The 24,285-nt window shown below is 65.8% G+C and carries 31 protein-coding genes; 18 read left to right on the top strand and 13 right to left on the bottom strand.

Annotated elements, in window-relative coordinates:
• The first annotated feature begins 4 nt into the window (after window positions 1-4).
• From rpsH to NZL82_RS08085, 9 genes are all read left to right on the top strand, one after another.
• Window positions 5-400 (top strand): 30S ribosomal protein S8, encoded by a 396-nt coding sequence (gene rpsH, locus NZL82_RS08125; protein ID WP_037569377.1) that lies wholly within the window; start codon window positions 5-7, stop codon window positions 398-400.
• The gene (gene rplF, locus NZL82_RS08120) at window positions 400-933 is read left to right on the top strand and encodes a 50S ribosomal protein L6 (protein WP_261269265.1); all 534 of its coding nucleotides are present in this window, start codon (window positions 400-402) and stop codon (window positions 931-933) included. Before rpsH ends, rplF begins: the two co-directional genes overlap by 1 nt.
• Window positions 933-1,289 (top strand): 50S ribosomal protein L18, encoded by a 357-nt coding sequence (gene rplR / locus NZL82_RS08115; protein ID WP_007406066.1) that lies wholly within the window; start codon window positions 933-935, stop codon window positions 1,287-1,289. The genes rplF and rplR overlap by 1 nt, the downstream gene beginning before the upstream one ends.
• Window position 1,290: 1 nt before the next feature.
• Window positions 1,291-2,007, top strand: coding sequence for a 30S ribosomal protein S5 (rpsE, locus tag NZL82_RS08110; RefSeq protein WP_007406126.1), 717 nt, complete (start codon window positions 1,291-1,293; stop codon window positions 2,005-2,007).
• A gap of 6 nt (window positions 2,008-2,013) precedes the next feature.
• Window positions 2,014-2,193 carry a 50S ribosomal protein L30 gene (rpmD, locus tag NZL82_RS08105; protein WP_261269264.1) on the top strand — a complete coding sequence of 60 codons (180 nt, stop codon included), beginning with the start codon at window positions 2,014-2,016 and terminating at the stop codon, window positions 2,191-2,193.
• 131 nt (window positions 2,194-2,324) lie between these two features.
• Window positions 2,325-3,419, top strand: coding sequence for an acyltransferase (locus NZL82_RS08100; protein WP_261269263.1), 1,095 nt, complete (start codon window positions 2,325-2,327; stop codon window positions 3,417-3,419).
• A 57-nt stretch (window positions 3,420-3,476) separates the two neighbouring features.
• The gene (gene rplO, locus NZL82_RS08095; RefSeq protein WP_261269262.1) at window positions 3,477-4,007 is read left to right on the top strand and encodes a 50S ribosomal protein L15; all 531 of its coding nucleotides are present in this window, start codon (window positions 3,477-3,479) and stop codon (window positions 4,005-4,007) included.
• A gap of 158 nt (window positions 4,008-4,165) precedes the next feature.
• Window positions 4,166-5,530: a preprotein translocase subunit SecY gene (gene secY, locus NZL82_RS08090; protein WP_183950457.1), complete on the top strand. Its 1,365-nt coding sequence runs from the start codon at window positions 4,166-4,168 to the stop codon at window positions 5,528-5,530.
• A gap of 46 nt (window positions 5,531-5,576) precedes the next feature.
• Entirely contained in the window at window positions 5,577-6,224 is a 648-nt protein-coding gene (locus tag NZL82_RS08085; protein WP_261269363.1) for an adenylate kinase, read from the top strand.
• A 69-nt stretch (window positions 6,225-6,293) separates the two neighbouring features.
• Here the strand turns inward: NZL82_RS08085 and NZL82_RS08080 are convergent, their stop codons facing one another.
• Window positions 6,294-7,016: a hypothetical protein gene (locus NZL82_RS08080; protein WP_261269261.1), complete on the bottom strand. Its 723-nt coding sequence runs from the start codon at window positions 7,014-7,016 to the stop codon at window positions 6,294-6,296.
• A 136-nt stretch (window positions 7,017-7,152) separates the two neighbouring features.
• On the opposite strand from NZL82_RS08080, the gene NZL82_RS08075 reads away from it, so the two are divergent.
• On the top strand, window positions 7,153-8,031 hold the full coding sequence (locus NZL82_RS08075; RefSeq protein ID WP_261269260.1) for a tyrosine recombinase XerC: 879 nt from the start codon (window positions 7,153-7,155) through the stop codon (window positions 8,029-8,031).
• Window positions 8,032-8,034: 3 nt separating this feature from the next.
• Here NZL82_RS08075 and NZL82_RS08070 read toward each other — a convergent pair whose 3' ends face one another.
• Complete coding sequence (locus NZL82_RS08070) at window positions 8,035-8,640, bottom strand: DedA family protein (RefSeq protein ID WP_261269259.1); 606 nt, start codon at window positions 8,638-8,640, stop codon at window positions 8,035-8,037.
• Window positions 8,641-8,753: 113 nt separating this feature from the next.
• Here NZL82_RS08070 and lepB point away from each other — a divergent pair, with 113 nt between their 5' ends.
• Both lepB and rnc read left to right on the top strand, forming a co-directional pair.
• Entirely contained in the window at window positions 8,754-9,551 is a 798-nt protein-coding gene (lepB, locus tag NZL82_RS08065) for a signal peptidase I (protein ID WP_261269258.1), read from the top strand.
• Entirely contained in the window at window positions 9,545-10,213 is a 669-nt protein-coding gene (gene rnc / locus NZL82_RS08060) for a ribonuclease III (RefSeq protein ID WP_261269362.1), read from the top strand. The genes lepB and rnc overlap by 7 nt, the downstream gene beginning before the upstream one ends.
• Window positions 10,214-10,310: 97 nt before the next feature.
• Here rnc and NZL82_RS08055 read toward each other — a convergent pair whose 3' ends face one another.
• Window positions 10,311-10,532, bottom strand: coding sequence for a hypothetical protein (locus NZL82_RS08055; RefSeq protein WP_261269257.1), 222 nt, complete (start codon window positions 10,530-10,532; stop codon window positions 10,311-10,313).
• Between the two features lie 132 nt (window positions 10,533-10,664).
• Here NZL82_RS08055 and era point away from each other — a divergent pair, with 132 nt between their 5' ends.
• Entirely contained in the window at window positions 10,665-11,561 is an 897-nt protein-coding gene (gene era, locus NZL82_RS08050; protein WP_261269256.1) for a GTPase Era, read from the top strand.
• A 78-nt stretch (window positions 11,562-11,639) separates the two neighbouring features.
• On the opposite strand, the gene queG is transcribed toward era, so the two are convergent.
• Window positions 11,640-12,689, bottom strand: coding sequence for a tRNA epoxyqueuosine(34) reductase QueG (queG, locus tag NZL82_RS08045; RefSeq protein WP_261269255.1), 1,050 nt, complete (start codon window positions 12,687-12,689; stop codon window positions 11,640-11,642).
• A gap of 40 nt (window positions 12,690-12,729) precedes the next feature.
• On the opposite strand from queG, the gene NZL82_RS08040 reads away from it, so the two are divergent.
• The 3 genes from NZL82_RS08040 to msrB all read left to right on the top strand — a co-directional run bounded on the left by NZL82_RS08040 (window position 12,730) and on the right by msrB (window position 15,489).
• Window positions 12,730-13,647 (top strand): ABC transporter ATP-binding protein, encoded by a 918-nt coding sequence (locus NZL82_RS08040; RefSeq protein ID WP_261269254.1) that lies wholly within the window; start codon window positions 12,730-12,732, stop codon window positions 13,645-13,647.
• Entirely contained in the window at window positions 13,644-14,870 is a 1,227-nt protein-coding gene (locus tag NZL82_RS08035) for an ABC transporter permease (RefSeq protein WP_261269253.1), read from the top strand. Before NZL82_RS08040 ends, NZL82_RS08035 begins: the two co-directional genes overlap by 4 nt.
• A 124-nt stretch (window positions 14,871-14,994) precedes the next feature.
• A complete protein-coding gene (gene msrB, locus NZL82_RS08030) occupies window positions 14,995-15,489 on the top strand; it encodes a peptide-methionine (R)-S-oxide reductase MsrB (protein WP_261269252.1) in 495 nt (164 codons plus the stop codon).
• Between the two features lie 144 nt (window positions 15,490-15,633).
• Here the strand turns inward: msrB and NZL82_RS08025 are convergent, their stop codons facing one another.
• Window positions 15,634-16,146 carry a CHAP domain-containing protein gene (locus NZL82_RS08025; protein ID WP_261269361.1) on the bottom strand — a complete coding sequence of 171 codons (513 nt, stop codon included), beginning with the start codon at window positions 16,144-16,146 and terminating at the stop codon, window positions 15,634-15,636.
• Between the two features lie 206 nt (window positions 16,147-16,352).
• Window positions 16,353-18,215, bottom strand: a complete 1,863-nt coding sequence (locus NZL82_RS08020) for a M1 family metallopeptidase (RefSeq protein ID WP_261269251.1) — start codon at window positions 18,213-18,215, stop codon at window positions 16,353-16,355.
• Between the two features lie 98 nt (window positions 18,216-18,313).
• On the opposite strand from NZL82_RS08020, the gene NZL82_RS08015 reads away from it, so the two are divergent.
• Window positions 18,314-18,724 carry an HIRAN domain-containing protein gene (locus NZL82_RS08015; RefSeq protein ID WP_261269250.1) on the top strand — a complete coding sequence of 137 codons (411 nt, stop codon included), beginning with the start codon at window positions 18,314-18,316 and terminating at the stop codon, window positions 18,722-18,724.
• Between the two features lie 103 nt (window positions 18,725-18,827).
• Here the strand turns inward: NZL82_RS08015 and NZL82_RS08010 are convergent, their stop codons facing one another.
• From NZL82_RS08010 to NZL82_RS08000, 3 genes are all read right to left on the bottom strand, one after another.
• On the bottom strand, window positions 18,828-19,064 hold the full coding sequence (locus tag NZL82_RS08010; protein ID WP_261269249.1) for a hypothetical protein: 237 nt from the start codon (window positions 19,062-19,064) through the stop codon (window positions 18,828-18,830).
• 217 nt (window positions 19,065-19,281) lie between these two features.
• The gene (locus NZL82_RS08005; RefSeq protein ID WP_261269248.1) at window positions 19,282-19,662 is read right to left on the bottom strand and encodes a hypothetical protein; all 381 of its coding nucleotides are present in this window, start codon (window positions 19,660-19,662) and stop codon (window positions 19,282-19,284) included.
• Complete coding sequence (locus NZL82_RS08000; protein ID WP_261269247.1) at window positions 19,659-20,336, bottom strand: EI24 domain-containing protein; 678 nt, start codon at window positions 20,334-20,336, stop codon at window positions 19,659-19,661. Before NZL82_RS08000 ends, NZL82_RS08005 begins: the two co-directional genes overlap by 4 nt.
• A 125-nt stretch (window positions 20,337-20,461) precedes the next feature.
• Between NZL82_RS08000 and NZL82_RS07995 the strand changes: the two genes are divergently transcribed.
• Window positions 20,462-21,454, top strand: a complete 993-nt coding sequence (locus NZL82_RS07995; RefSeq protein WP_261269246.1) for an adenosine kinase — start codon at window positions 20,462-20,464, stop codon at window positions 21,452-21,454.
• 77 nt (window positions 21,455-21,531) lie between these two features.
• Here NZL82_RS07995 and NZL82_RS07990 read toward each other — a convergent pair whose 3' ends face one another.
• The 4 genes from NZL82_RS07990 to NZL82_RS07975 all read right to left on the bottom strand — a co-directional run bounded on the left by NZL82_RS07990 (window position 21,532) and on the right by NZL82_RS07975 (window position 24,141).
• Window positions 21,532-23,070: an amino acid permease gene (locus tag NZL82_RS07990; RefSeq protein WP_261269245.1), complete on the bottom strand. Its 1,539-nt coding sequence runs from the start codon at window positions 23,068-23,070 to the stop codon at window positions 21,532-21,534.
• Between the two features lie 161 nt (window positions 23,071-23,231).
• The gene (locus NZL82_RS07985) at window positions 23,232-23,609 is read right to left on the bottom strand and encodes a histidine triad nucleotide-binding protein (RefSeq protein ID WP_261269244.1); all 378 of its coding nucleotides are present in this window, start codon (window positions 23,607-23,609) and stop codon (window positions 23,232-23,234) included.
• Window positions 23,610-23,639: 30 nt separating this feature from the next.
• Window positions 23,640-23,954: a phosphoribosyl-ATP diphosphatase gene (locus NZL82_RS07980; RefSeq protein WP_261269243.1), complete on the bottom strand. Its 315-nt coding sequence runs from the start codon at window positions 23,952-23,954 to the stop codon at window positions 23,640-23,642.
• A 31-nt stretch (window positions 23,955-23,985) separates the two neighbouring features.
• Window positions 23,986-24,141, bottom strand: coding sequence for a hypothetical protein (locus NZL82_RS07975; protein WP_261269242.1), 156 nt, complete (start codon window positions 24,139-24,141; stop codon window positions 23,986-23,988).
• Window positions 24,142-24,285 lie beyond the last annotated feature (144 nt).

Here is a 24,285-nt window from a genome sequence, read left to right as displayed (position 1 = left end):
TGAGATGGCAGTGACCGATCCCCTGGGTGACTTGCTCACCCGCATCCGCAACGGCCAGCGCGCGCGCAAGGACTCCGTCCTGACGCCTGCGTCGAAGCTGCGCGCCCGCGTGCTCGACGTGCTCCAGCGCGAGGGCTATATCCGTGGCTACAGCGAAGAGCAGATGGGCCCCGCGGCCGGCATCCGCATCGAGCTGAAGTATTTCGAAGGCCAGCCCGCGATCAAGCATGTCGCGCGCGTGTCGAAGCCCGGCCGCCGTATCTATTCGGGCGCGCAGGAGCTTCCGCGCGTTCGCAACGGCCTGGGCATCACCATCGTGTCGACGCCGCGTGGCGTTCTGTCGGACGCCGAAGCGCGTGAGCAGAATGTCGGTGGCGAAGTCCTGGCGGAGGTGTTCTGATGAGCCGCATCGGTAAGAAGGCGGTCCCGGTTCCGGCCGGCGTCACCGCGACCATCGCCGACAAGGTGCTGAGCGTGAAGGGGCCCAAGGGCACCCTCTCCATGCCGCTGGCCGACGAGATCAGCTATGACGTCCAGGCGGACGCCATTGCGGTGCAGCCTGCCAACGCCACGAAGCGCGCTCGCGCGTTCTGGGGCATGCAGCGCACCATGGTGCAGAACCTCGTCACCGGCGTGACCGCTGGCTTCTCGAAGAAGCTGGTCATCACCGGCGTCGGCTACCGCGCCGCCGCGCAGGGCAAGACCCTGAAGCTGCAGCTCGGCTACAGCCACGACGTCAACATCGATGTGCCGGAAGGCCTCGAGGTGAAGACGCCGGACGCCACCACCGTCGAGATCAGCGGTGCGGACAAGCAGAAGGTCGGCCAGCTGGCCGCCGAGATCCGCCGCTGGCGCAAGCCCGAGCCGTATAAGGGCAAGGGCATCAAGTACGACGGCGAGTTCATCTTCCGCAAGGAAGGGAAGAAGAAGTAATGACCAAGGGTCTCTCTCTTTTCGAGAAGCGCCGTCGGCGCAACCGTACCGCGCTGCGTGCGCGTGCGGGCACCCGTCCGCGCCTGTCGGTGCATCGCTCGGGCAAGCATATCTATGCCCAGGTGATCGACGACGAGGCGGGTCGTACCGTGGCTTCGGCTTCGACGCTGGAAAAGGACGCACGCGGCCAGTCGGGCGCGAACGTTGCAGCGGCGAGCGAAGTCGGCAAGCGCGTGGCCGAGAAGGCCAAGGCCGCCGGCGTCACGCAGGTCGTTTTCGACCGTGGCGGCTTCCTGTTCCACGGCCGCGTCAAGGCGCTGGCCGAGGCGGCACGCGAAGCGGGATTGGAGTTCTAATATGGCTGACGAGAACAACGTGGCCGTTGCCGGTGCCGAAGGCGCCGCGCAGGACGCGACCCAGGGTCGCGGTCCCCGGGGCGGCCGTGGCCGTGGTCCGGGCGGCGATCGCGGCCGTGGCGGCCGTGACGGCAACCGTGGTCGTCGCGACGACCGTCGCGGTGGCGCCGAGGAGCAGGGCGAAGAGCTGATCGAAAAGCTCGTCCACATCAACCGCGTCTCGAAGACCGTGAAGGGCGGTAAGCGCTTCGGCTTTGCCGCGCTCGTCGTGGTCGGCGACGGCAAGGGACGTGCGGGCTTCGGTCATGGCAAGGCGCGCGAAGTGCCGGAAGCCATCTCGAAGGCGACGGCTGCCGCCAAGAAGGCGATGGTCCGCGTTCCGTTGAAGGACGGTCGCACGCTGCATCATGATGGCAACGGCCATTTCGGTGCGGGCCGCGTGACGGTGCGTTCGGCCCCGCAGGGTACCGGCATCATCGCCGGTGGTCCGATGCGCGCCATCTTCGAATCGCTCGGCGTTGCCGACGTGGTGACGAAGTCGGTCGGTACGTCGAACCCGTACAACATGATCCGTGCCACCTTCGAAGCGCTGGGCGACCAGACTTCGCCGAAGGCGGTGGCGCAGCGTCGTGGCAAGAAGATCGCCGACCTGCTGGGTCGCGGTCACGGTGCCACCCAGCAGACTGCCGAGGCGGAAGCCGCGGCCGTCGTGGAGTAAGCGACCATGGCTACCATCAAGATCAAGCAGACCGGTTCGCCGATCCGCCGCACCAAGGACCAGCGCGCGACCCTGGTCGGCCTGGGCCTCAACAAGATGCACAAGGTCTCCGAGCTTCAGGACAGCCCTGAAGTCCGCGGCATGATCCGCAAGGTGCAGCACATGGTTCAGGTGGTCGAGGGCTAAGCCCTTCCCATCTGGCTGAGCCGAAAGAGGCGCGTTTCCCGGAATGGGAAGCGCGCCTTTTTCATGTCGTGGTCGGATCGTTGACGTCCCGCTGGCCGCCCTGCATGACTTGGAACGGCGAGGGATCGACAGTGACAGAAGGTCAACGGGCCGGGGCAGGGGCGGCTCATCCCGGCATCTTCTACGGCATGCAGGTGGCGCGGGGCGTCGCCGCTCTATTGGTCGTGCTGTTCCACAGTTCGCTGACGCTCAGTGCCCGGCACCTCGGCGGGATTCTCGACCGTGGCGGTGTCGGCGTCGATATCTTCTTCGTCATCAGCGGGTTCGTCATTTATTGGACGGCACAGGGACGACCTTGGCTGGCGTTTCTGGCGCGGCGCCTTGCGCGGATCGTGCCGTTATACTGGCTGTTCCTGACGGCCAAACTGGGTCTCATTCTCGCAACGGGCCACGACCCGACGGGAATGGCGAACGATCCCCTCTATATCCTCGGCTCCTATCTCTTCCTGCCGTTGCGCAGCGTCTATCCCCTGATCGGGGCGGGATGGACGCTGAATTTCGAGATGTATTTTTATCTGGTCGCCGCCGTGATGCTCGGCCTTCTACCGGCCCGGCGGTTCGCGATCGGGTTGACGCTCTACATGGTCGTCACGGTGTCGATCGGGGGCCTTGTTCATAGCCGGATTTCGGTGGCCGACCTTCCCTTGTCGAGCCTCTTGAGTCCGTTGTGCTTGGAATTCGTCGCGGGCTTGTGGATCGCGCGGCGCTTGGTCGAGGGGCGGCGCTGGCCAGCCTGGCTGTCGATGCTGACGATCGGGGTTGCGGTGATCGCGATCGGCATGGGCCCGGCCGACCTTCATTATACGCCATGGCGCGCCGTCTATTGGGGCATCCCCGCGACTCTCATCATCCTGGGGCTGGTCCAGTTGGAACCGGTGATCGGCTTTCACCGGTGGACGCTGCCGCTTCTCGTGGGTGACGCGTCCTATTCCATCTATCTGGCGCATACCGCAGTGTTACCCCTGCTCGATCCCCTGGTGCGGCGTCTGCCGCCAATCGCGGTGGTGCAGGGCGGGCTATTGGTACTGGGATCGGTCGTGACCGGGGTAATGGTGCATCGGATCGTCGAGGTTCCGCTGATACGCTGGTCGAGCCGATGGTTGGGGCGCCATGCGCGATCGCCGGGGCGTGCCCCTGCGGATTCGGGGGTGACAAACACCGCCTGACGCACTACGGGCCACGCTTTCCATCACGCGCGTAGCAAGCGAAAGCGAGTGCATATCATGAAGCTGAACGAACTTTACGACAACCAGGGTGCCCGCAAGTCCAAGATCCGCGTCGGTCGCGGTATCGGTTCGGGCAAGGGCAAGACCGGCGGTCGCGGCGTCAAGGGCCAGAAGAGCCGTGAGGGCGTGTCCATCGCGGGCTTCGAGGGCGGTCAGATGCCGCTCCACATGCGTCTGCCGAAGCGCGGCTTCAACAACATCTTCGCCAAGGATTATGCCGAGGTGAACCTGGGCGCGATCCAGAAGGCGGTCGACTCGGGCAAGCTGGCCACCGACGGCACGATCGATCACGCCGCGCTGAAGGCCGCTGGCCTGGCCCGTGGCGGCAAGGACGGCGTCCGTCTGCTCGGCAAGGGCGAACTGACCGCCAAGCTGTCGTTCGTTGTGCAGGGCGTGTCGGCCTCGGCACGTGAAGCCGTCGAAAAGGCCGGTGGTTCGGTCGACGTGCCGCACATCGTGCCGGCCGCCGAGAAGGCCGCTGCGAAGAAGGGTCAGACCCGCGCCGCGAAGCTCGCCGCCAAGGCCTGAATCGGATAGGTCCGTCGCTGTCGGCTGGTTGAAAAGCCACACCGACAGCGGCGGATTTTTCATCCGGGTTAGACAAGCGCGTCTTCGCGCCTATATGAGCGGCGGGGCGGTTCAAAACGCATCCCGCCGTTTTTCGTTTCCAGGATAACGCAACAGCTATGGCATCCGCAGCCGACCAGATGGCGCAAAGCATCAGCCTGGCGAAATTCGCCAAGGCCACCGACCTCAAGAAGCGGCTGTGGTTCACGATCGGCGCGCTGATCGTCTTCCGCCTGCTCAGCTATGTCCCGCTGCCGGGCGTCGACCCGACCGCGCTGGGCCTGCTGAGCCAGAAGACCACGGGCGGCGTGCTCGATTTCTTCAACACCTTCTCGGGCGGTTCGCTCAGCCGTATGTCGCTGATCGCGCTGGGCGTGATGCCGTACATCACGGCGTCGATCGTCGTGCAGCTCGCGACCTCGCTGAGCCCGCAGCTTGCCGCCATCAAGAAGGAAGGCGAGAGCGGCCGCAAGAAGCTGAACCAGTATACCCGCTACGGCACGGTGCTGCTGACCGCGATCCAGGGCTATTTCATCGCCGTCGGCCTCGAGACGCTGGGCGCCAGCCAGGGCATCCAGGCGGTGATCGAGCCGGGCATGACGTTCCGCATCGCGGCGGTCATCTCGCTGATCGGCGGTACCATGTTCCTGATGTGGCTGGGTGAGCAGATCACCAGCCGCGGTATCGGCAACGGCGTGTCGCTGATCATCATGGCGGGCATCGTCGCGCATCTGCCGACGACGTTGGTCAACCTGCTCGAAGGCGGCCGTACCGGCAGCATCGATCCGGTCCGCCTGATCGGCATCATCGTCGCGGTCGTCGTCCTCATCCTGTTCATCTGCTTCATGGAGCGCGCCCAGCGCCGCATCCTGATCCAGTACCCGAAGCGCGCGACCCAGCGGGGCATGCAGGCCGATCGCAGCCACCTGCCGCTGAAGATCAACACCGCGGGCGTGATCCCTCCGATCTTCGCTTCGTCGCTGCTGCTGATGCCGCTGACCATCTCGCAGTTCGCGGGCCAGCGCGTCGCGGGCGAGAGCCGCTGGGGCGACTTTATCATCAGCCTCAACCAGTATCTACAGCACGGTTCGCCGGTCTATATGCTGCTTTACGGTGCGGGCATCATCTTCTTCTCGTTCTTCTACACCGCGGTCGTCTTCAACCCCGAGGAGACGGCGGACAATCTGAAGCGCTATGGCGGCTTCATTCCCGGCATTCGTCCGGGCAAGAACACCGAGACCTATCTCGATTATGTGCTGACCCGCATCACGGTGATCGGCGCGGCCTATCTGACCATCATCTGTCTGCTGCCGGAGTATCTCGTTTCGGCGCTCCAGATTCCCTTCTATCTGGGCGGCACCAGCCTGCTCATCGTGGTCAACGTGACGATGGACACGGTGACGCAGATTCAAAGCCACTTGCTCGCGCATCAATATGGCGATCTGATCAAGAAGGCGAAGCTGAAGGGCGGCCGCCTGCGCTGATCGGCGCCGGTGGGATGCAGGGAAAACAGGGGAGAGTGACGTGGGCGTGAACATCATCCTGCTGGGTCCGCCGGGCGCGGGCAAGGGGACCCAGGCACAGCGGCTGGTGGCCAATCGCGGCATGGTGCAATTGTCGACCGGCGACATGCTGCGCGCGGCGGTCAAGGCGGGCACCCCCGTCGGGCTTCAGGCCAAGGCGGTGATGGATGCGGGCGAGCTGGTGTCGGACGCGATCGTCTCAGCGTTGATCGGCGAGCGACTGGATGGCGCCGAGGCGGAAAGCGGCGCGATCTTCGACGGCTATCCCCGGACCGGAGCGCAGGCCGAGGCGCTGGACGTGCTGCTGGCGGAACGAGGCAAGACGCTGGATCATGTGATCGAACTGGCCGTCGACGAGGATGCGCTGGTCGAGCGGATCACCGGCCGTTTCACCTGCGCGTCATGCGGGGCTGGCTATCATGACAGCTTCAAGCCGACCGAGGTCGAGGGCGTCTGCGATGTCTGCGGCTCGACCGAGTTCAAGCGGCGTCCCGACGACAATGCCGAGACGGTGCGCACCCGCATGGCCGAATATCGCGCCAAGACCGCGCCGATCCTGCCGATCTACGAAGCGCGTGGCATCGTGACGCGGGTCGACGGCATGGCCGCGATGGACGCCGTAGGGGCGGAAATCGACGCGATCCTCGATCGCTGACCTAGCGTAACGCGATGGCAAAGGGGCCGCTTCCGATCGGGAGCGGCCCCTTTTTTTCGTTATACGGGTTTATGCCGTGACGTCAGCGCCGGCGTCACGCGGCAGCAGCTTTTGGAAGTCCTGCCACGATGCCGTCATCTCGGTCAGTTCGGAGCGTTGCCGGTCGGTCAGCGGATTCTGAGGACCGGCGTCCAGTGCGTTGTTCACCAGCGCGACAATCTGCGAGGCGCGTTTGTCCGCATCCTCGCCGCTGCGAGCGATAGAGAGGGTGGATGCGGCAAGGTCCGCCCGAATCGGGGTGGCGTCGGCCAGCATGTCGAATACCCGGCCGAGAATCGCGGTGGCTTCCTCCTTATGCTCGGGGGCGATCAGACGGTCGGCGATCGCAGTCATCTTCATATGCTTCAGGGCGAATTCGGCGGCATAAGTGGTGTCGCTGCGCTGGCCCGCCTGCGGAAGGATGCTGGTCAGCGCGGCGGTCAGCGTATGGGCGGCGTCCGATCCGTCCTTCAGCATTCCGTAAAGCGGCGCGACATCTGCGGCATAGGGGGAGGTATAGGGATTGGTGATCAGCGGGTTGCCGGTATCGCCAAGGTCGATGCCCCCGCCGCGTGCGACCACGTCCTGCCGCGCGGCGAGCAGGGCCTTGACCTGAGTGTCATAGGTCAGCGGGTCCTGGACGGGCGCGACATAGCCCTGCTCCAACGCCTTCACCGCGTCGCGCGAAATGGCGATGGTCGTCGGGGTCCTCGGCTTGTCGAAAATCGAGCCGGTCGGCGTGCTACCCTGCATGTTCGACGGGGCAGCGAATCGGATCGGGGCGGTGGGGGAAATGGACGCGATCATGCACTATATGACGGCCGCTTCACCGAAATCCTTATCGATTCGGTGTTGACGCCCGGCCCTTGCCTGTCATCGAACCGGGGACATGACCGCCTCCATCGCCGATTATTTTCGCCATCTGACCGTGGACCTGCGACGGTCCGACCATACGGTGCGCGCTTATGTCACGACGGCGCAGCGATTCATGGCCTTTCTGAGTGCGCATTGGGGGCAGGCGGTCGATACGAAGGCGCTGGCCGCGATCACCGCCGCCGATATGCGCGCCTATCTCGCTGCGCGCCGGGGGGAGGGGTTGACCGCCGCCTCGACCGCGCGGGAATTGTCGGCGGTGCGGACCTATCTTCACTGGGCGGGTGTCGAGCCACCCGCGCTGAAAGGTCCACGGCGCAAGCGGAGCATTCCCCGCCCGCAGGCACCCGCCGACATCATGGCCCTGAGCCAGGACGTGGCGGACAACGCCGCCGAGCCATGGATCGCCGCCCGCGACTGGGCGGTGCTGCTGCTGCTCTATGGCGCGGGGCTGCGTATCGGGGAGGCCATGGCGTTGCCCGCCGCGATCCTGCCGCTGGGCGAGACGATCCGCGTGACCGGAAAGCGCGGCAAGACGCGGATCGTGCCGCTGCTGCCCGAATTGCGTGATGCGATCGATCGTTATGCGGCGCAGGTGCCCTTCGGGCTCGAACCGGAGGAGCCCCTGTTTCGTGGGGCAAAGGGCGGTCCGCTGTCTCCCGCCATCATCCGCCGATCGGTCCAGGCGGCGCGTGATCGGCTCGGATTGGGGGCGCGTACCACGCCGCACGCGTTGCGGCACAGTTTCGCGACGCATCTGCTGGGGCGCGGGGCCGATCTGCGGCAGCTTCAGGAACTGCTCGGTCATGCCAGCCTAAGTTCAACCCAGATCTACACGGCGGTCGATGCCGCGCATCTGCTGGACGTTTACCGGACCGCCCATCCACGGGCTTGACCGTCAGGGCCGGCCGGAAGGCTTCCAGGTCACGACCCGCCAGAGATAGCCGATGACGATCGCCACCGTCATCGCAATGGCCGCCGGGCCGACATAGCGATTGATCGCCTCGAAATTCGCGCCCAGCCACAGCCCCGCATAGGCGAGGATGGCATTCCAGATCGTGCTGCCCGCAAAGGTCCAGAGCAGGAACCTGCCCAGCGGCATCCGCGTGATCCCCGCGGGCAGCGAGATCATCGTGCGAAAGGCGGGCATGAAGCGGAAGACGAATACCACCCATCCGCCATGCCGCACGAAGAACAGGTGCAGCCGCTCGACATCGCGCCATTCCATGGTCAGCCACCGGCCATGCCGGTCGATCAACGGGCGGAATCGCTCGTAACCGATATAGCGGCCAACGGCATACCAGGCATAATTGCCCGCCGTCGTCCCCGCCGTACCCCAGAGGATCAGCGGGATCATCTCCATCTGGCCGCGCGCCACCGCCATGCCGCCCAGGCCCATGATGACCTCAGACGGGATGGGCGGCACGATATTTTCCAGCGCCATCAACAGGAAGATGCCGAAATAGCCGCCCCAGGCGATCAGGTTGAGGATGAAATCGGTCATGCGTGAAGGAATGTACCGATGAGGGGAGGGGCGGTTCCCCTATCGCGCTGTCCAGAAGGTGGAAAGGGGGAAGCGGCTTGACGACGCGGGCCCGTTGCGCGAACCCGCCAGACATGGCCGACACATCCCGGAAATCGGAGACGAAGGAAACGCTGCGCTTCTTCCTGAAGCTGGCGTTGTTCGTCTTCATCCTGCGCAGCTTCATCGTGACGTCGTTCGTCATTCCATCGGAATCGATGCTGCCGCGTCTATTGATCGGCGACTATCTGTTCGTCACCAAGTGGAATTACGGCTATTCGCGCTGGTCGCTGCCCTTTGGCGTGCCGCTGTTGCCCGGTCGTATTCTGGGCCGCGATCCGGCGCGGGGCGATGTGGTGGTGTTCCGCTCGCCGGGGCCCGACGATCATGACGTCATCAAGCGGGTGATCGGCCTGCCCGGCGATACGATCCAGGTGACGAACGGCCAGGTCATCCTGAACGGTCGCCCGGTTCCCAAGCAGCGCGTGGCCGACTTCGTCCTGCCGCTGACCCCCAATTTCGGGCCGGACCAATGCGGCCCGGCACATCTCGACACTGTGCAGGGAAAGCCGGTGTGCCGCTATGCGCGGTTCCGCGAGACGCTTCCCAACGGCAAGAGCTATGACGTGCTCGACCAGGGCGATTTCCCCGATCGCGATGATACGGTCGTCTATACCGTGCCCGCCGGCAACGTGTTCCTGATGGGCGACAACCGGGACGACTCAGCAGATAGCCGCTTCGCTCCCCCCATGGGCATGGGCTATATCCCGATGAACCGGCTGGAGGGGCGCGCGGCGGTGACCTTCTTCTCGACCGACGGATCGGCGGAATGGATCAAGCCGTGGACCTGGGTGACGGCGGCACGGTGGAACCGGATCGGAGAAGGATTTTGAGCGCGGTTGAGGATTGGCTGGCCGGGATATTCGGCCGCGCACCCGCCGATACCGCCCCCTTTCGGCGCGCGCTGACCCATGGCAGCCAGGCGGCGGAGAATTACGAGCGGCTGGAATTTCTGGGCGACCGGGTGCTGGGCCTCGTCATGGCCGAATGGCTGTGGGAGCAGTTCCCCGAAGAGCCGGAGGGGCAGCTTTCGCGGCGACTGAACACCCTGGTGACGGGGGCGGTCTGTGCCGATGTCGCGCGCGATCTGGGGGTGCGCGATCATCTCCGGCTGGGCAAGCAAGCGCGCGACGATGGCGCGTCGGACAGCGACAATGTGCTGGGCGATGTGATGGAGGCGCTGATCGGCGCCTGGTATCGCGAGGCGGGACTGGAAGCGGCGCGCGCCTTCGTACGCAAGGCCTGGGGCGACCGGGTGCATTCGCAGGGAAAAGCGCCGCAGCATCCCAAATCGGCGCTTCAGGAATGGGCTGCCGCGCACAACCGCAAGGCGCCCGAATATGTGGTCACCGACCGATCGGGCCCGCATCACGCGCCGCGCTTCACCGTGACGGTGCGGATCAACCGGTCGGGCGAGGCAAGCGCGACGGGGGCCAATAAACAGGAGGCCGAGACGGCGGCCGCGAAGGCCCTTCTGGCGAAGTTGAAGGGGTAGCCAGGCGGGGGCTTGGCCATGGCCTTCGACTTCGCCCAGCCTGAGCGAGGTCGAAGGCCAAGGGAAGTCTTGCCGTTCAGGCCGGTCGCTCCTTCGATCAGCGCGTCCTGGCCGCCGCCGCTTCCTTCCTGGCCTGGACCTTCGCACGGTGATGGCCGATCGCGCAGCCCGCCGCCGCGCCCAGCACGGCATGGCCCTTGCCGACGAAATGGCCGCCGACCGCGCCGACTGCGGCCCCCTTCAGGCAACCCTTGGCCGAAGCCGGCCCCGCGACGGTGAGCAGCGCAGCGGCGGACAGGGCGGTGATCAGGGACTTCATACCAACTCTCCTGCTTGATACCGCCGTCGAACCTAGGGCCGGCACCGTGGCCGCCGCGTGATGGGGGTATTACATTCCTTCCATGCGGGCTTTCCCTTGCCGGACAGGGCGCTTCGCCTGTACCGCTGGGGGATGATTGAACAACGTTGCGGCCTTGTCGCCGTCGTCGGCGCGCCCAATGCCGGCAAATCCACTCTCGTCAACGCGCTGGTCGGCCAGAAGGTCGCCATCGTCAGCCCCAAGGCGCAGACGACCCGCGCCAAGCTGCTGGGCGTCGCGATCGAGGGGGAGGCGCAGATCCTGCTGGTCGACACCCCCGGCATCTTCGAGCCCAAGCGCCGGCTTGACCGCGCGATGGTCGCCGCCGCCTGGGAAGGCGCGGAGGGTGCGGACATCCTGGCGCTGGTGGTCGACGGCAAGGGCGGAGTAGGGCCGAAGGTCACCGCCATCGCCCAGGCGATCGCCCATCGGCCCGAGCCCAAGCATCTAATCCTCAACAAGGTCGACATCGCCGACAAGGCGCGGCTGCTGGGCCATGCTGAAAAGCTGAACGAGGTCGTGAAGTTCGATGAAATCTGGTTCGTCTCCGCACAGACCGGCGATGGCCTGCCCGAACTCAAGGCGCATTTCGCCCGGCTGATGCCCGAGGGACCATGGCACTATCCCGAGGATCAGGTGTCCGACGCGACCGAACGCGCGCTGGCGGCCGAGGTGACGCGCGAGCAGCTCTATCTGCAACTTCACGCCGAACTCCCCTATGCCAGCGCGGTCGAGACCGAGGCGTATAAGGAACGCGAGGACGGATCGGTCGAGATCCACCAGCAGATCCTGGTCGAACGCCCCACCCAGCGCGCCATCGTGCTGGGCAAGAACGGGGTGCGGATCAAGGAGATCGGCGCCAAGGCGCGCGAGGAACTGGCGCGCATGCTGGGGCACAAGGTGCATCTCTATCTACACGTGAAGGTCAAGCCCGGCTGGGACGAGGATCGCGGCGTCTACCGGGACATCGGGCTCGATTGGGTGGATTAAGCGGTTCCCGAGCCGTGGCCCCAGCGAAGGCTGGGGCCTTCGGTGGATAAGGGGCCAACTCGCCCAGGAATGACGGGGTCAGCCGGTGTGCCCCTGGATCCGTCGCAAGGCCCAGCTCGCCGCTTCCGCCACGACGGGATCGGGATCGTCCCGCAACCTCTGCAGCACCGGCGCCAGTTCCATCGCCCCGCTATTCCCCGCTGCGATCGCTGCATTGCGGACCATCCGGTTGCGGCCGATCCGCTTGATCGGAGAACCGGAAAACACCTGCCGGAACGCGGCATCGTCCAGCGACAGCAAGTCCCCAAGTTCCGGCGCGGTCAGTTCGGCGCGCGGGTGGAACGCCATATTGGCCTGCGCCGCCGCGGCGAACTTATTCCACGGACACACCGCCAGACAATCGTCGCAGCCATAAATGCGGTTGCCGATCGCGGCCCGGAATTCCTCCGGGATCGGCCCGGCATGTTCGATGGTGAGGTAGGATATGCACCGCCGCGCATCGAGTTGATAGGGTGCCGGAAACGCATCGGTCGGGCAGGCCCGCTGGCACGCGTCGCATCGCCCGCACGTGTCGCGCGCCACCGCGTCGGGCTCCAGCGCCAGCGTCGTATAGATCGCGCCCAGGAACAGCCAGCTTCCATGCTCGCGGCTGACCAGATTGGTGTGCTTGCCCTGCCAGCCGAGCCCGGCGGCTTCGGCCAGCGGCTTTTCCATCACTGGCGCGGTGTCGACGAAGACCTTCAGGTCGCACCCGGCCTCCTGCGCCAGCCAACGGCCCAGCGCCTTCAACTGGCGTTTCACCACGTCGTGATAATCGGCCCCTTGCGCATAGACCGAGATGCGCCCGATCCGTCCGTGATCGGCCAGCCGCATCGGATCCTGGGCCGGGGCATAGCTGACCCCCAGCGAGATGATGCTCTTCACGTCCGGCCACAGGCTGGCGGGGCTTTGCCGCTGGTGCGCGCGGTCGGCCATCCAGATCATCGACCCGTGGCGCCCCTCGGCCAGCCATTGGTGAAGCCGCTCGACCGTTCTTGGCGCGGCATCGGCATGGGTGATACCGATCGCGGCAAAGCCCAGTTCGGCCGCCTTCGCCTTGATCCGGGTTTCGAGCTTGTCTTGCGCCACATCAGCCCGCTACCACAGCCACTCTGGGAGGAACAGTTGCGTGGATAATCAGTGGGCGGTCACCGCCTCGGGCCTCGCCAAGCGATTTGGCGACAGGCGTGTGGTCGATGGCGTCGACATCGCGGTTCCAACCGGTGCGGTTTACGGCGTTCTGGGTCCCAATGGTGCGGGCAAGACGACGACGCTGCGAATGCTGCTCGGTATCATCGAACCCGATGAGGGCCAGCGCACGCTACTGGGCCATCGTCACCCCCGCGAGGCCAGCGATCTGGTCGGCTATCTGCCCGAAGAGCGCGGGCTTTATCCCGCGATGAAGGCACGCGAGGCGATCGCCTTCATGGGGGCGCTACGCGGGCTCGACTGGGCGACCGGGCGGACGCGGGCGGTCGAACTGCTCGACCAGGCCGGGCTGGGCCATGCCGCCGACACCAAGATCCGCAAGCTGTCCAAGGGTATGGCGCAGTTGGTCCAGTTGCTGGGCTCGGTCGTCCACCGGCCCAGGCTGCTGGTGCTGGACGAGCCTTTTTCGGGGCTCGATCCGGTCAATCAGGAACGGTTGGAGGCGCTGATCCTGGGCGAGCGGGATCGGGGGGCGACCATCCTGTTCTCCACCCATGTCATGGCCCATGCCGAGCGGTTGTGCGATCGCCTCGCCATTATCGCAGGGGGACAGCGCCGTTTCGAAGGGACGGTGGACGATGCGCGCGGCACGCTGCGCTCGCATGTCCGCTACCGCCCCCGCGACCCTGAGCGGGTTTCGCCCGCCCTGTTGCCCGGCGACGCGGTGCGGGAGGGAGGGGATTGGCGCTTCATCCTGCCCGAAGAGGGGATCGAGCCGATCCTGGGGGGGCTGCTCGCGGCGGGGGCGGGCATCATGAACCTGTCGATCGAACGCCCCAGCCTGCATGAGGCCTTTGTCCGCATCGTCGGCGAGCCGGGAGAGGAGAAGGCGGCATGAGCCCGACGCGTCGACTGATCCGCCAGACCATGACGATCGCGCGTCGTGACTTCATCGCGACCGTCTTCACCCCTATTTTCCTGCTGTTCCTCTTCGCCCCGCTGATCATGGTGGCGTTCAGCACCATCGGCGCGATGGGCGCGGCGCAGGCGGCGGATCACGGTGCCGACCGCGTCCGCATCGTTGCGATCATCCCCGACGCGGTGGCGGGCGCCTTTGTCGAGGCGGATCGCCGGTCGCGCACCATCTTCCGCCGCGACGAGGAGCCGCCGGCGCTGGCGACGCTCAGCCCCTCGGGCGATCCCGCCGCGCAGGCGCGCAAGGCGTTCGAGGCCCAGGAGTTTGACGCGACGGCGGTGCTTTACGGCCCGCTCGACCGGCCGACGATCCTCTATGGCGCGCGTGGCGCGCGGGCGGCGGATTATCTGGCGGTGCTGGCGAGCGGCGCGCTCTCGGCCGAGCGGCTCGGCGGCAACCTGCCCAAGGTCGAACCGACCAAGATCGCCTTCACCCGTCAGCGGGCGACACTGGGCGGCCAGAACCAGACGGCGTTCCTCGCCGTGTTCGGCGTCTTCTTCCTGACCCTGTTCCTGGCGGGACAGGTCGTCGGCACCATGGCCGAGGAACGGTCGAACAAGGTGATCGAGGTGCTGGCCGCTGCCGTTCCTCTGGAGGCGGTGTTCCTGGGCAAGCTGCTGGGCATGTTCGGGGTGGCGGTGTTGTTCATCGGTTTTTGGGGCACGGTGCTGGGGCAGGTTACCAGCGTCCTGCCCCCGGCGTTCAGCGGCATGGTGGGCGAACTATCCCCGGCGGTGGGCCTGCCGATGTTCACGCTCCTGTTCGTCACCTATTTCACCATGGCCTATCTGCTGCTGGGGTCGGTGTTCCTGACGATCGGGGCGCAGGCCTCGACCATGCGGGAAATCCAGATGCTGTCGCTGCCCATCACCATCGTCCAGGTGGGCATGTTCACCTTGACGCTGAGCGGCCTGTCCAAGCCGGATAGCTGGCTGGCGGTGATCGCCGAGGTGTTTCCGCTATCCTCGCCCTTCGCCATGGCGGGGATGGCGGCGGCCAGCGACTCGCTCTGGCCGCATGCGGTGGCGCTGGCGTGGCAGGCGCTGTGGGTGGCGATCTTCGTCACGATGGGCGCACGGCTGTTCCGGCGGGGCGTCCTGCAGTCAGGCAGCACGCGGCCCTTCTGGCGGCGCAAGGGGGCGTGATCCCTGATCCTCCCCGTGACTCGTCTTGGGGAGGGCGCCGCCGCTAGGGGGGAAGGGCGCGACCCGGTCGGATCATTTTGCGTCCATCCTTTCCCCCTGCGCACGGCATTCCTATCTTGGATCCATGATCGCATCGTCTTCTGATCGCCGCGCTTTTCTGTCGCTTGTCGGGCTGGGCGCATTGGGCGTGGGGCTGTCCGCCTGCGGGCGCGAGGCGACGGCGGCGGAGCGCTTTCCCGTCGCGATGAGCGATGCGGCGTGGCGGCAGAAGCTGGGCCCGGCGGCCTATAATGTCTTACGCCAGGAAGGCACCGAGCGCCCTTATTCCAGCCCGCTCAACGGTGAGCATCGCAACGGCGTATTCGCATGCAAGGGATGCGCGCAGCCGCTATTCTCGTCCAAGACCAAGTTCGAAAGCGGTACCGGCTGGCCGAGCTTCTGGGCACCGCTGCCGCGGGCGGTGGCGACGCGGAGCGATCGGTCGCTGATGATGGAGCGGGTCGAGGTCCATTGCAGCCGCTGTGGCGGGCATCTCGGCCATGTCTTCGATGACGGGCCCAAGCCGACGGGCAAGCGCTATTGCATGAACGGCGTGGCGATGACGTTCCGGGCGGGGTGATGGCTGATCCCTCACGCTGGTGAGGGTTCTCCTTGGCCTTCGACGACGTTCAGGCGGAACGGGGTCTTGGTAGTTGGGCTGCGCGCGGGAGAGGCGGGGTGTTCCACCACGGCCGCTTACGTCGAGCCGGACAAAATTCGAGAATTACTGAATCGGCGCCGCGAAGGTCAGGATGCCGGCGACGCGACCATCGCTGCGCGAGGCGATCTGGGTGGCGGGCAGTTCGGCAACGTTGCTCTTGTGGCCCGAATAGATGAAGCCCTTGGTAGGATAGGCCGAGGTGCCGAGATCGCCATTGGGGCCGTACCACACCTTGACCATCGACCAGTCGTTGTTGGGCGAGACATCGACCGCGCGGACGTCGCGTTCGATACCACCGCGGCGCGACCAGTTGGCATGGGTGAGCAGGACTTCGCGGTCGCTGACGACCTTGCTGACCATCGCGACATGGCCGACGCGCATGCGGCGGGTGGCGTCGAAGGCGAGGACCGAACCCTCTTGCGGCGTGTGGCCGCGCTGGTAGCGGCCTTCGGCCTGACCCCACCAGGTGTTGGCGTTGCCGTGAAGATCAATGCCCGAGATTTCGCGGGCATAGGGTGCACACTGCCAGAACTGCGCGGCAGCAGGGGTGGCCATCATCAGGCCGCACGATGCCATCAGCGCGAATCGCACTGCAAATGCCTTGAACTTCACTGGACCCCCCGGTCGGAATGTCGGTGTGAGTGTCGATTAACCGGGGCTAAACGCGTTGAAAAGCACTGCCGGAACCATATCCGGTGAACGGTGTTACGGCGGCGGTGACCTGAAAACGGGGCGGCGAAACGATCATTTGGTTCCTCGTTTCGCCGCCGATTAGGCTCGTTCTATCGACCCAGCAGACGATCAACCGTGACCTGGGTTACCGAATGATAACCGGGACGCGCTTTCTCATAGATTCGCTTGGCCAGCGCCTTGCCCCACTCGTCTTGCCCCTGAAGCTGCTGGAACAAGGGCGCGACGAATTTTCGGCGCCCCTGCGAGGTCAGGAACTGCTCGGCCGACGCTTCGGCCGGCGGATAGCGATTGGCGAGCGCGAGGCGAAGCCAGGCGAAACGGATTTCGCTATTGCCCGTGTCGTTCCAGTGAAACCGCCCGTCGAGCGCGGCCAGCCGTTCGGCGGAAAGCTGACGCGGCAGTTGGTCGAGGAAGCGGACATATTCCTGCGTCGTGACCTTGCCAGGGACGGCCGACACCGGGCCGCCCGCCGCGAACGCCTTGGCCGCCGCATCGATCGCGGGGAAGGCGTCGGAGCGGATGTGGACGGCGTTGGCGGGAATGCCCGGCTGATAGACCCATTGGTCGACGCCGATCTTGTCTGCCTCGCCGGGCTTGAGCAAATTCGCCTTCAGGTCGGCGAGGAAACCTGCGCTCGTCTGCGGCTGGAAGGCATGGCGGTCGAAATAGCGGCGCAGATACGCATCCCAGCGTGCCCGACCGACGACGGACTCGATCGTACGTAGGAAGGTCGCACCCTTGTCATAGGCGATCTGGGTCATGCCGTCGTCGGGATCGCGTTTCGCATCTAGGTCGAGATGCAGCTTGGTGTCGGCGGACTGGGCCCCACCCGCTTCCTTCACCGCATTCTGCATGTCGGTCCATGCCAGGTCGGCTTCCATGTCGGCACGGCGCTTGCCATACATCGACTCCATGATCCGGTTCTCGAAATAGCTGGTGAAGCCTTCGTTCAGCCAGAAATCGTCCCAGGTCGCGTTGGTGACCAGATTGCCCGACCAGCTATGCGCCAGTTCGTGCGCGATCAGGCTGACCAGGCTGCGGTCGCCCGCCAGCACGGTCGGCGTGGCAAAGGTCAGCATCGGGTTTTCCATCCCGCCGAACGGAAAGCTGGGCGGCAGGACCAGGACGTCGTACCGACCCCAGCGATAGGGGCCGTACAGCCCCTCGGCAGCGGTCACGAATTTGTCGAGCCCGGCGAATTCCCATGCCGATTTGTCGAGCATCGCGGGCTCGGTCCAGATGCCGGTGTTGCGGCTCAGCGGGCGGAACTGCAGGTCCCCGATCGCCAATGCGATCAGATAGGGGGCGACCGGCTTGTCCATGCGATAGCTGGCGGTGTGGCGGCCATTCTCGCAGGGCGACTTGGCGACGCGTTCGCCACTCATCACCACGGTCAGGTCGCACGGCGCGTTGACGGTGGCGTCCCAGGTCTGGCGGATGCCGGGCGAATCCTGCGTGGGAATCCAGCTGCGGTTGAGGATCGCCTCGCCCTGGCTGAACAGATAGGGATGCTTCTTGCCGGCCGTCTGCTCGGGGGAAAGCCATTGCAGCGCCTTGGCCCCCGGCGCGGAGGCATAGGCGATCCGCACCGTCCGCTGGCCGTTCAGCGTAATGGTCAGCGGCGCACCATGCACCGCATCCCCCTGGCCGATGGTGTAGGGTAGGGGGCGGTTCTGTGCATCGGTGACGGCGACGATCCGCAGGCCGTTGTCATCGACCACCAATTGCCTGGCATCCGGCTTGGCATCGACCGACAGGGTCGCGATGCCGCGCATCACATGCGTGTCGAAATCGGCATAGAGATTGAGCGAGACATGGGTGACCCGCGCCTCCAGCGGCCGGGCGAAGCTGTGCACATCGCGCGCATCGGCGCTGGCGAGTATGGGCGCGACGACGGGGGCGTTGGCGGGGGATTGGGCGGCGAGCAGCATCGCCAGGGCGGCAACGGACATGGGCACTCCGAATGGGACAGGATGATTGTACCATAGCCGGATCGCGCCGAAATGTTAGGGCTCTGGACGGACGGGCATGGGCTCACCAGCTAGGATGCATGGATGAAATGACGCTGGCGGTGGTCGGGATCGACTTTCCCAATGAGGACAAGGCACGAAGCAATCGGCGTTTCGAGGCGATGGCCTCCGCGATCGGCGAGCCGGTGACCCTGCGGCCCGAACCGCGCAATCGGCACGATCCCCATGCGGTGGCGGTCTTCAGCCAGCGCGACGTGCAATTGGGATATCTGTCGGCCGAGCGCGCCCCCCTTGTCGGTGCGCGAATGCGGCGCGGCGAAGAGGTGGCGGCGATCTATCAGGGGCTGAAGGGCTCGGTCGCCTATATTCGCATCCGCTTCGGCGGTGGCGCACCCGTCCTGCCGCCTGAGCGCAAGCGGCCAGAGCCGGAAGCCTCGGCGTCGGACGACGGCTTCTATCCCGATCCCGACGGTCCGGAATGGGGCGCCTGATAGGACGCCATGCAAAAGAAAAGGGAGCCGAAATCGGCTCCCTTCCCCCACATGGTTCGTCATGTGGCAATCATCGGGGCGGAGTTTCCCCCGCCCGCGAAAATCAGTTGCTGTCCGCGTCGTCGTCCTTGACGATCGCGACGACACCGATGGCAACGACGCCAGCGGCAATGATCGCGGCCAGGATGCCGCCGCCGGCCAGCTTGTTGCTCTTGGCGGTCGGAGCCGACGCGCGGACCGACTTCGAAACCGACAGGCTGGCAGCCGGGTTCGTCGGAGCAGCAGCGACCGGAGCAGCGACCAGAGCGGTGGCGGCAACAGCAGACAGGAACTTCATCATACGTAATCTCCCATGGCGAACTACCGCCAAGACGCGGTGGTGTTCTACGTCCCGATAGCGCATACGCGTCGATCTGTAAATTTGTTCCCGCAGTGCATCAAATTTCCGCAATTGCTTGGAACAATTTCAAATGACGAATTTTCGTTAACTATATCAGTTGTAATAAATGGCGACATGGTTGCCGCGCAGCAGGGTAAATGGCGATGCCGGGGCCGTATCAGCGCCCGCCGTCGCGCCGGGTCAGCGCCGCGACGCAGCTGGCACGGTCGATCGAACTGCCATCGGGCTCGCGCGCGTCCAGATAGGTGACCCGCGGCTCGGCCCCGTCCTTCGGATAGAGATAGGCGTCGAGGACGCAGAAGCTCCCCTGAAACTGCAATTTGCGTGCGGCGCCCTCGCGGACATCGGCATCGGCATTGCCGAACAGCTTGACCAGCCCGGCGGCGTCCTGCCCGATCACACGCTCGAGCCCGACACTGGTATAGGGCACCGCGACCGGGGCCATGCCGCCGCCACGGACCGGTGCCGCGTTTTGGGAGACGGTACAGCCCGCCAACAGGATCAGGCTCAGCAGCGGCAACGCGAAATGGCGGGTCATGCCTGTCGTCTCATATGGAAGAAATGGGTCGCCATGCTCGCCCCGAGGACGGGGGCCAGCAGGTTCAGTCCCGGAACCACGAACAGGGCGGCGGCGGCAAGCCCCAACAGGAAGCGGGCGGGTCCGGTCGCCTTGCGCCAGCGACGCATGGCGGGGCCGTCCATGTGCCGCGCCGCGACCATGTCCCCCAGGTCGCGCGACAGCAGCCAGGCATTGACGAGCAGAAAGGCCACAGCGGTACCCACGCCGGTCGCCAGCAGGACGATGTAGACCGGCAGGAGCAACAGGTTGATCGCGATCACGCGAAGCGCCGATCCCAGCCCCATCGCCACGCCCCGCGTCAGCGGCATGGGCCGTGCGCCGGCCAGCGCCTGTGGGTAATGCCTGGCCTCCACCGCCGCGACGATGTCGTCGGCGAAGATACCGACCACCCCGATTGCGACCGCGCGAAAGGCGAGCCAGAGCGCCAGCATTTCGATCACCAGGGTGAGCGCCGCCGACCAGCCGCCGGCCTGCGCGCCCAGCCATCCGGTCAGGGCCGCGCGGACGCCCCACCACAGCGCCACGCCCGCCGCCGCGAACAGCGCGAAGGTGACCGCCAGCGACCGGATCAGCACCCGGCGGACCGCCGGATCGCCCAACTGGGCCAGCGACAGGAAAAAGGCACGGATCATGGACCGGGGATGGCGTGACGCAGCCCTGCAAGTCAATGCGGTAGAAGGGGGTGGGGCCTCTCTTGCGTCGCCATGGCCCGCTGACTAGGGCGGCGGCATCCATCTGATTTCCCGGAGTCCGTTTTTTGACCAACCCCACTTATGACGTGGTGGCGATCGGCAATGCCATCGTCGACATTCTCGCTTCGGCCGAGGATGATTTCATTGCCGAGAACGGCATGACCAAGGGTGCGATGCAGCTCGTCTTCTCGCCCGAAGAGGCCGATGCGCTTTATGCCAAAATGGGTCCGGGTCGTGAGATTTCGGGCGGTTCGGCGGCGAACACGCTGGCGGGGATCGCGGCGCTCGGCGGCAAGACCGCGTTCATCGGCCAGGTCGCCGACGACCAGCTGGGCGAGGTCTTCGCGCACGACATCCGCGCGGCGGGCGTCCGCTACGACACGCCGGAACGCGCCGGGCAGCCGACGACGGGCCGCTGCATGATCTTCGTCAGCCCCGACGGGCAGCGGACGATGAACACCTTCCTGGGTGCGTCGCATTATCTGCCCGCCGATGCGCTCGACCGCACGCTGATCGCCGATGCCGCCTATCTCTATATCGAAGGCTATCTTTGGGATCCCGAAGAGCCGCGTGCCGCGATGCGCGCCGCGATCGATGTGGCGCGTGAGGCGGGGCGCAAGATCGCCTTCACCGCCTCGGCCGAATTCGTGATCGACCGTCACCGCGCCGATTTCCATGCGCTGATCGACGGTGGCCTGATCGACGTGATCTTCGCCAACGAAACCGAAATCGTCGCGCTGACCGAGACGGCGGATGTCGAGGCGGCGATCGCCGCGCTGAAGGACAAGGTCGGGACGCTGGTCGTCACGCTCGCCGAGAAGGGCGCACTGGCGGTGCGTGGGGATGAGCGGGTGACGGTGCCCGCCCATCCGGTCGACAAGGTGGTCGACACGACCGGCGCGGGCGATCTTTTCGCCTCGGGCTTCCTCTATGGTCAGACGCATGGTCAGGACCTGAAGGCTTCGCTGACGCTGGGTGCGGCCTGTGCCGCCGAGATCATCAGCCATTTCGGCGCGCGTCCGCAGGTCGACCTGAAGGCACTGGCCGCCAGCCTGTAAGGCTCGATGGCAAAGGCCAAATGAAAAGGCCCGGAGGATCGCTCCTCCGGGCCTTTTTCGTGTCTCGCGTCAGCCGATCAGCGATTGATCGGCCGGGCGATTTCCGGCTGCATCGCCGGATCCTCGACCACATCTACGATGCCGCGCCCGACATGGCTGCGCTTGCGGCTGTAGAGGAAGTAGATCGCCAGACCCACCGCGCCCCAACCCGGCAGGACCAGGATGGCGACCAGCGGCAGCGAGAAGTACAGATACGCGCAACCGATCATCGCGGCGGGCGCGACGATGAACACGGCGGGCGTGCGGAACGGCCGCTTGCGGGTCGGATCGGTCTTGCGCAGCACCATCACCGACAGCGCCACCATGAAGAAGGCGAACAGCGTGCCCGAGTTGGAATAGTCCGCCAGCTTGCCGACCGGCAGGAAGGCCGAAGCCAGGGTCGCGGCGATGCCCGTCACGATCGTCACGACGTGCGGCGTGCGATAGCGCGGATGCACCGAGGCCAGCTTTTCGGGCAGCAGGCCGTCGCGCGCCATGGTGAAGAACACGCGGGTCTGGCCGAACATCATCATGAGAACGACCGAGGGCAGCGCCAGCGTGGCGGCGAGACCGATCAGGTTGCCGATCTTTTCCCACCCGATGGTACGCAGGACATGCGCCAGCGCCTCGCGCGAGCAGGACAGCGGCTCGGCCACGCCGCTCGCGACGATCGCCTTGCACTGCGCGGCCAGTTCGGACGTGCCCGGCGACAGCACCGTGCCCGCCGCATCGCGCACCGGCTGCGCACCCAAAGGCGAGCCGATCGCGCCGGCGGAGACCAGCAGATAGAAGACGGTACAGAACAGCAGCGACGCGATCAGGCCGATCGGGACGTTGCGCTGCGGATTCTTGGTTTCCTCGGCGGCGGTCGACACCGCGTCGAAGCCGACATAGGCGAAGAAGATCGACGCGGCCGCCCCCGCCACGCCGGTCAGACCCGTGGGCATGAAGGGTTCGAAATGCGCACCGTTCATGACCGGCACCGACAATGCGATGAACAGGGTCAGCGCGGCGACCTTGATCGCGACGAGGATCGCGTTGACGCGCGCGCTCTCGGTCGTGCCGATGACGAGCAGCCAGGTGACCAGCAGCGAGATGATGACGGCGGGGAGGTTGATATAACCGCCCGAGGAGGGGCCGTTGACCCACTCCATCGGTATGTCGATGCCCAGCAGATTGCGCAGCTGCCCGACGACATAGCCCGACCAGCCGACCGCGACGGCCGACGCGCCGACCGCGTATTCGAGGATCAACGCCCAACCGACCATCCAGGCGAGCAATTCGCCCATGACCGCATAGGTATAGGTATAGGCCGACCCCGCGACCGGGACCATCGAGGCCAGCTCGGAATAGCAGAGCGCCGCCACCGCGCAGACGAAACCCGCCAGCACGAACGACAGCATCATCCCCGGCCCCGCCTTTTGCGCGGCTTCGGAGGTGAGAACGAAGATGCCCGTGCCGATAACGGCGCCGATACCCAGCATGGTAAGCTGGAACGCGCCTAGCGATCGTTGCAGCCCCTTCTTCTCAGCGGTCGCCAATATGGCGTCCAGAGGCTTAACGCGCCCGAAAATCATGAATGTCCAATCCCCCCAAGGGAAGGGCGCCCCCGACATGGGGCACGCCCGGCGTTCGGTGAATGATTAGGAAGGTTAGCTGCAATTTTATTACGTGCAATCCCAAAGACGCGTGGAATGCGCCGAAGGGAGAAGCCTTCCGCCGGAACCCGGCCCGGCGATCAGCGCGCGAGCATCGGGCCCAACGGCCTGCCCGCCAGGATATGCACATGCAGGTGCGCCACTTCCTGCCCCGCATCGATGCCGATATTGGCGAGCAGGCGATAGCCGGGTTCGACCGCGCCCGCTTCGCGCGCGACATGGCCCACTGCGCGGACAAAGCCTGCAATCTCCGCCTCGCTCGCACGGTCCGAAAAATCGTCCCACGACACATAGGGGCCGCGTGGGATCACCAGGATATGGGTCGGGGCGTGCGGCGCGATGTCGTGAAAGGCAACCGCCCATTCGTCTTCATAGACCCGGCGCGACGGGATCTCGTCGCGCAGGATCTTCGCAAAGATATTCTGGTCGTCATAGGGAAGGGTGGCGTCGATCGGCATCGAAACTCTCCGTGGGATCAGCGAGGCCCATCAAGGAAGGCGGGCGGCCTTTTCGTCATGCCCCGACACGCCTTCCCGGCGCGCCAGCTCGGCACGGACATCGTCCAGCGAATGGCCTGCCTCGGTCAGCAGAACGATCAGGTGGAACATCAGGTCGGCGGCTTCGGACACGAGCTTGTCGGGCTGTGCCATGGCGGCGATGACGGTTTCCACCGCTTCTTCCCCGAGTTTCTGCGCGATCTTCGGGCGGCCCTTGGCGAACAGGCTGGCGGCATAGGAGGTGGCGGCGTCGCCATCGTCCCGGCGCGCGCGGATCGTGGCTTCGAGGCGGTCGAGCATGTCCATGGGCGGTGGGTGGCGCAGGCGGCGGGCGGCGTCAATCCTTGCGGTTCCGGCGACGCAGCGCACGCCGCAAAAACCAGATCGCGCCGATCGCGAAGACGAACAGCGCGATGTCCGACAACTCGGGATGGCTGCGCGGGCGGACGACGCCGCTATGGCCATTGGCCGAGGTCATGATGACGAGTGGCATGGGGGATGTTTAGCAGCCTGCTCGGCGGCGGTCATCGGGGGGAGATTTCCACGCGAAGCCGCGAAGGTTTTTCGGTTCGCGCGGAGGCGCGGAGGATTTCGATTTGGGGCGGGCGCTGGCCCGCGGTTCGAATGCTGGAAGGTC

It is taken from the genome of Sphingomonas sp. LC-1 (assembly GCF_025371035.1).
GTDB classification, from domain to species: domain Bacteria; phylum Pseudomonadota; class Alphaproteobacteria; order Sphingomonadales; family Sphingomonadaceae; genus Sphingomonas; species Sphingomonas sanguinis_E.
The sequence above is the reverse complement of the archived record's forward strand: the minus strand, read 5'-3'. Positions and strand labels throughout refer to the sequence as shown.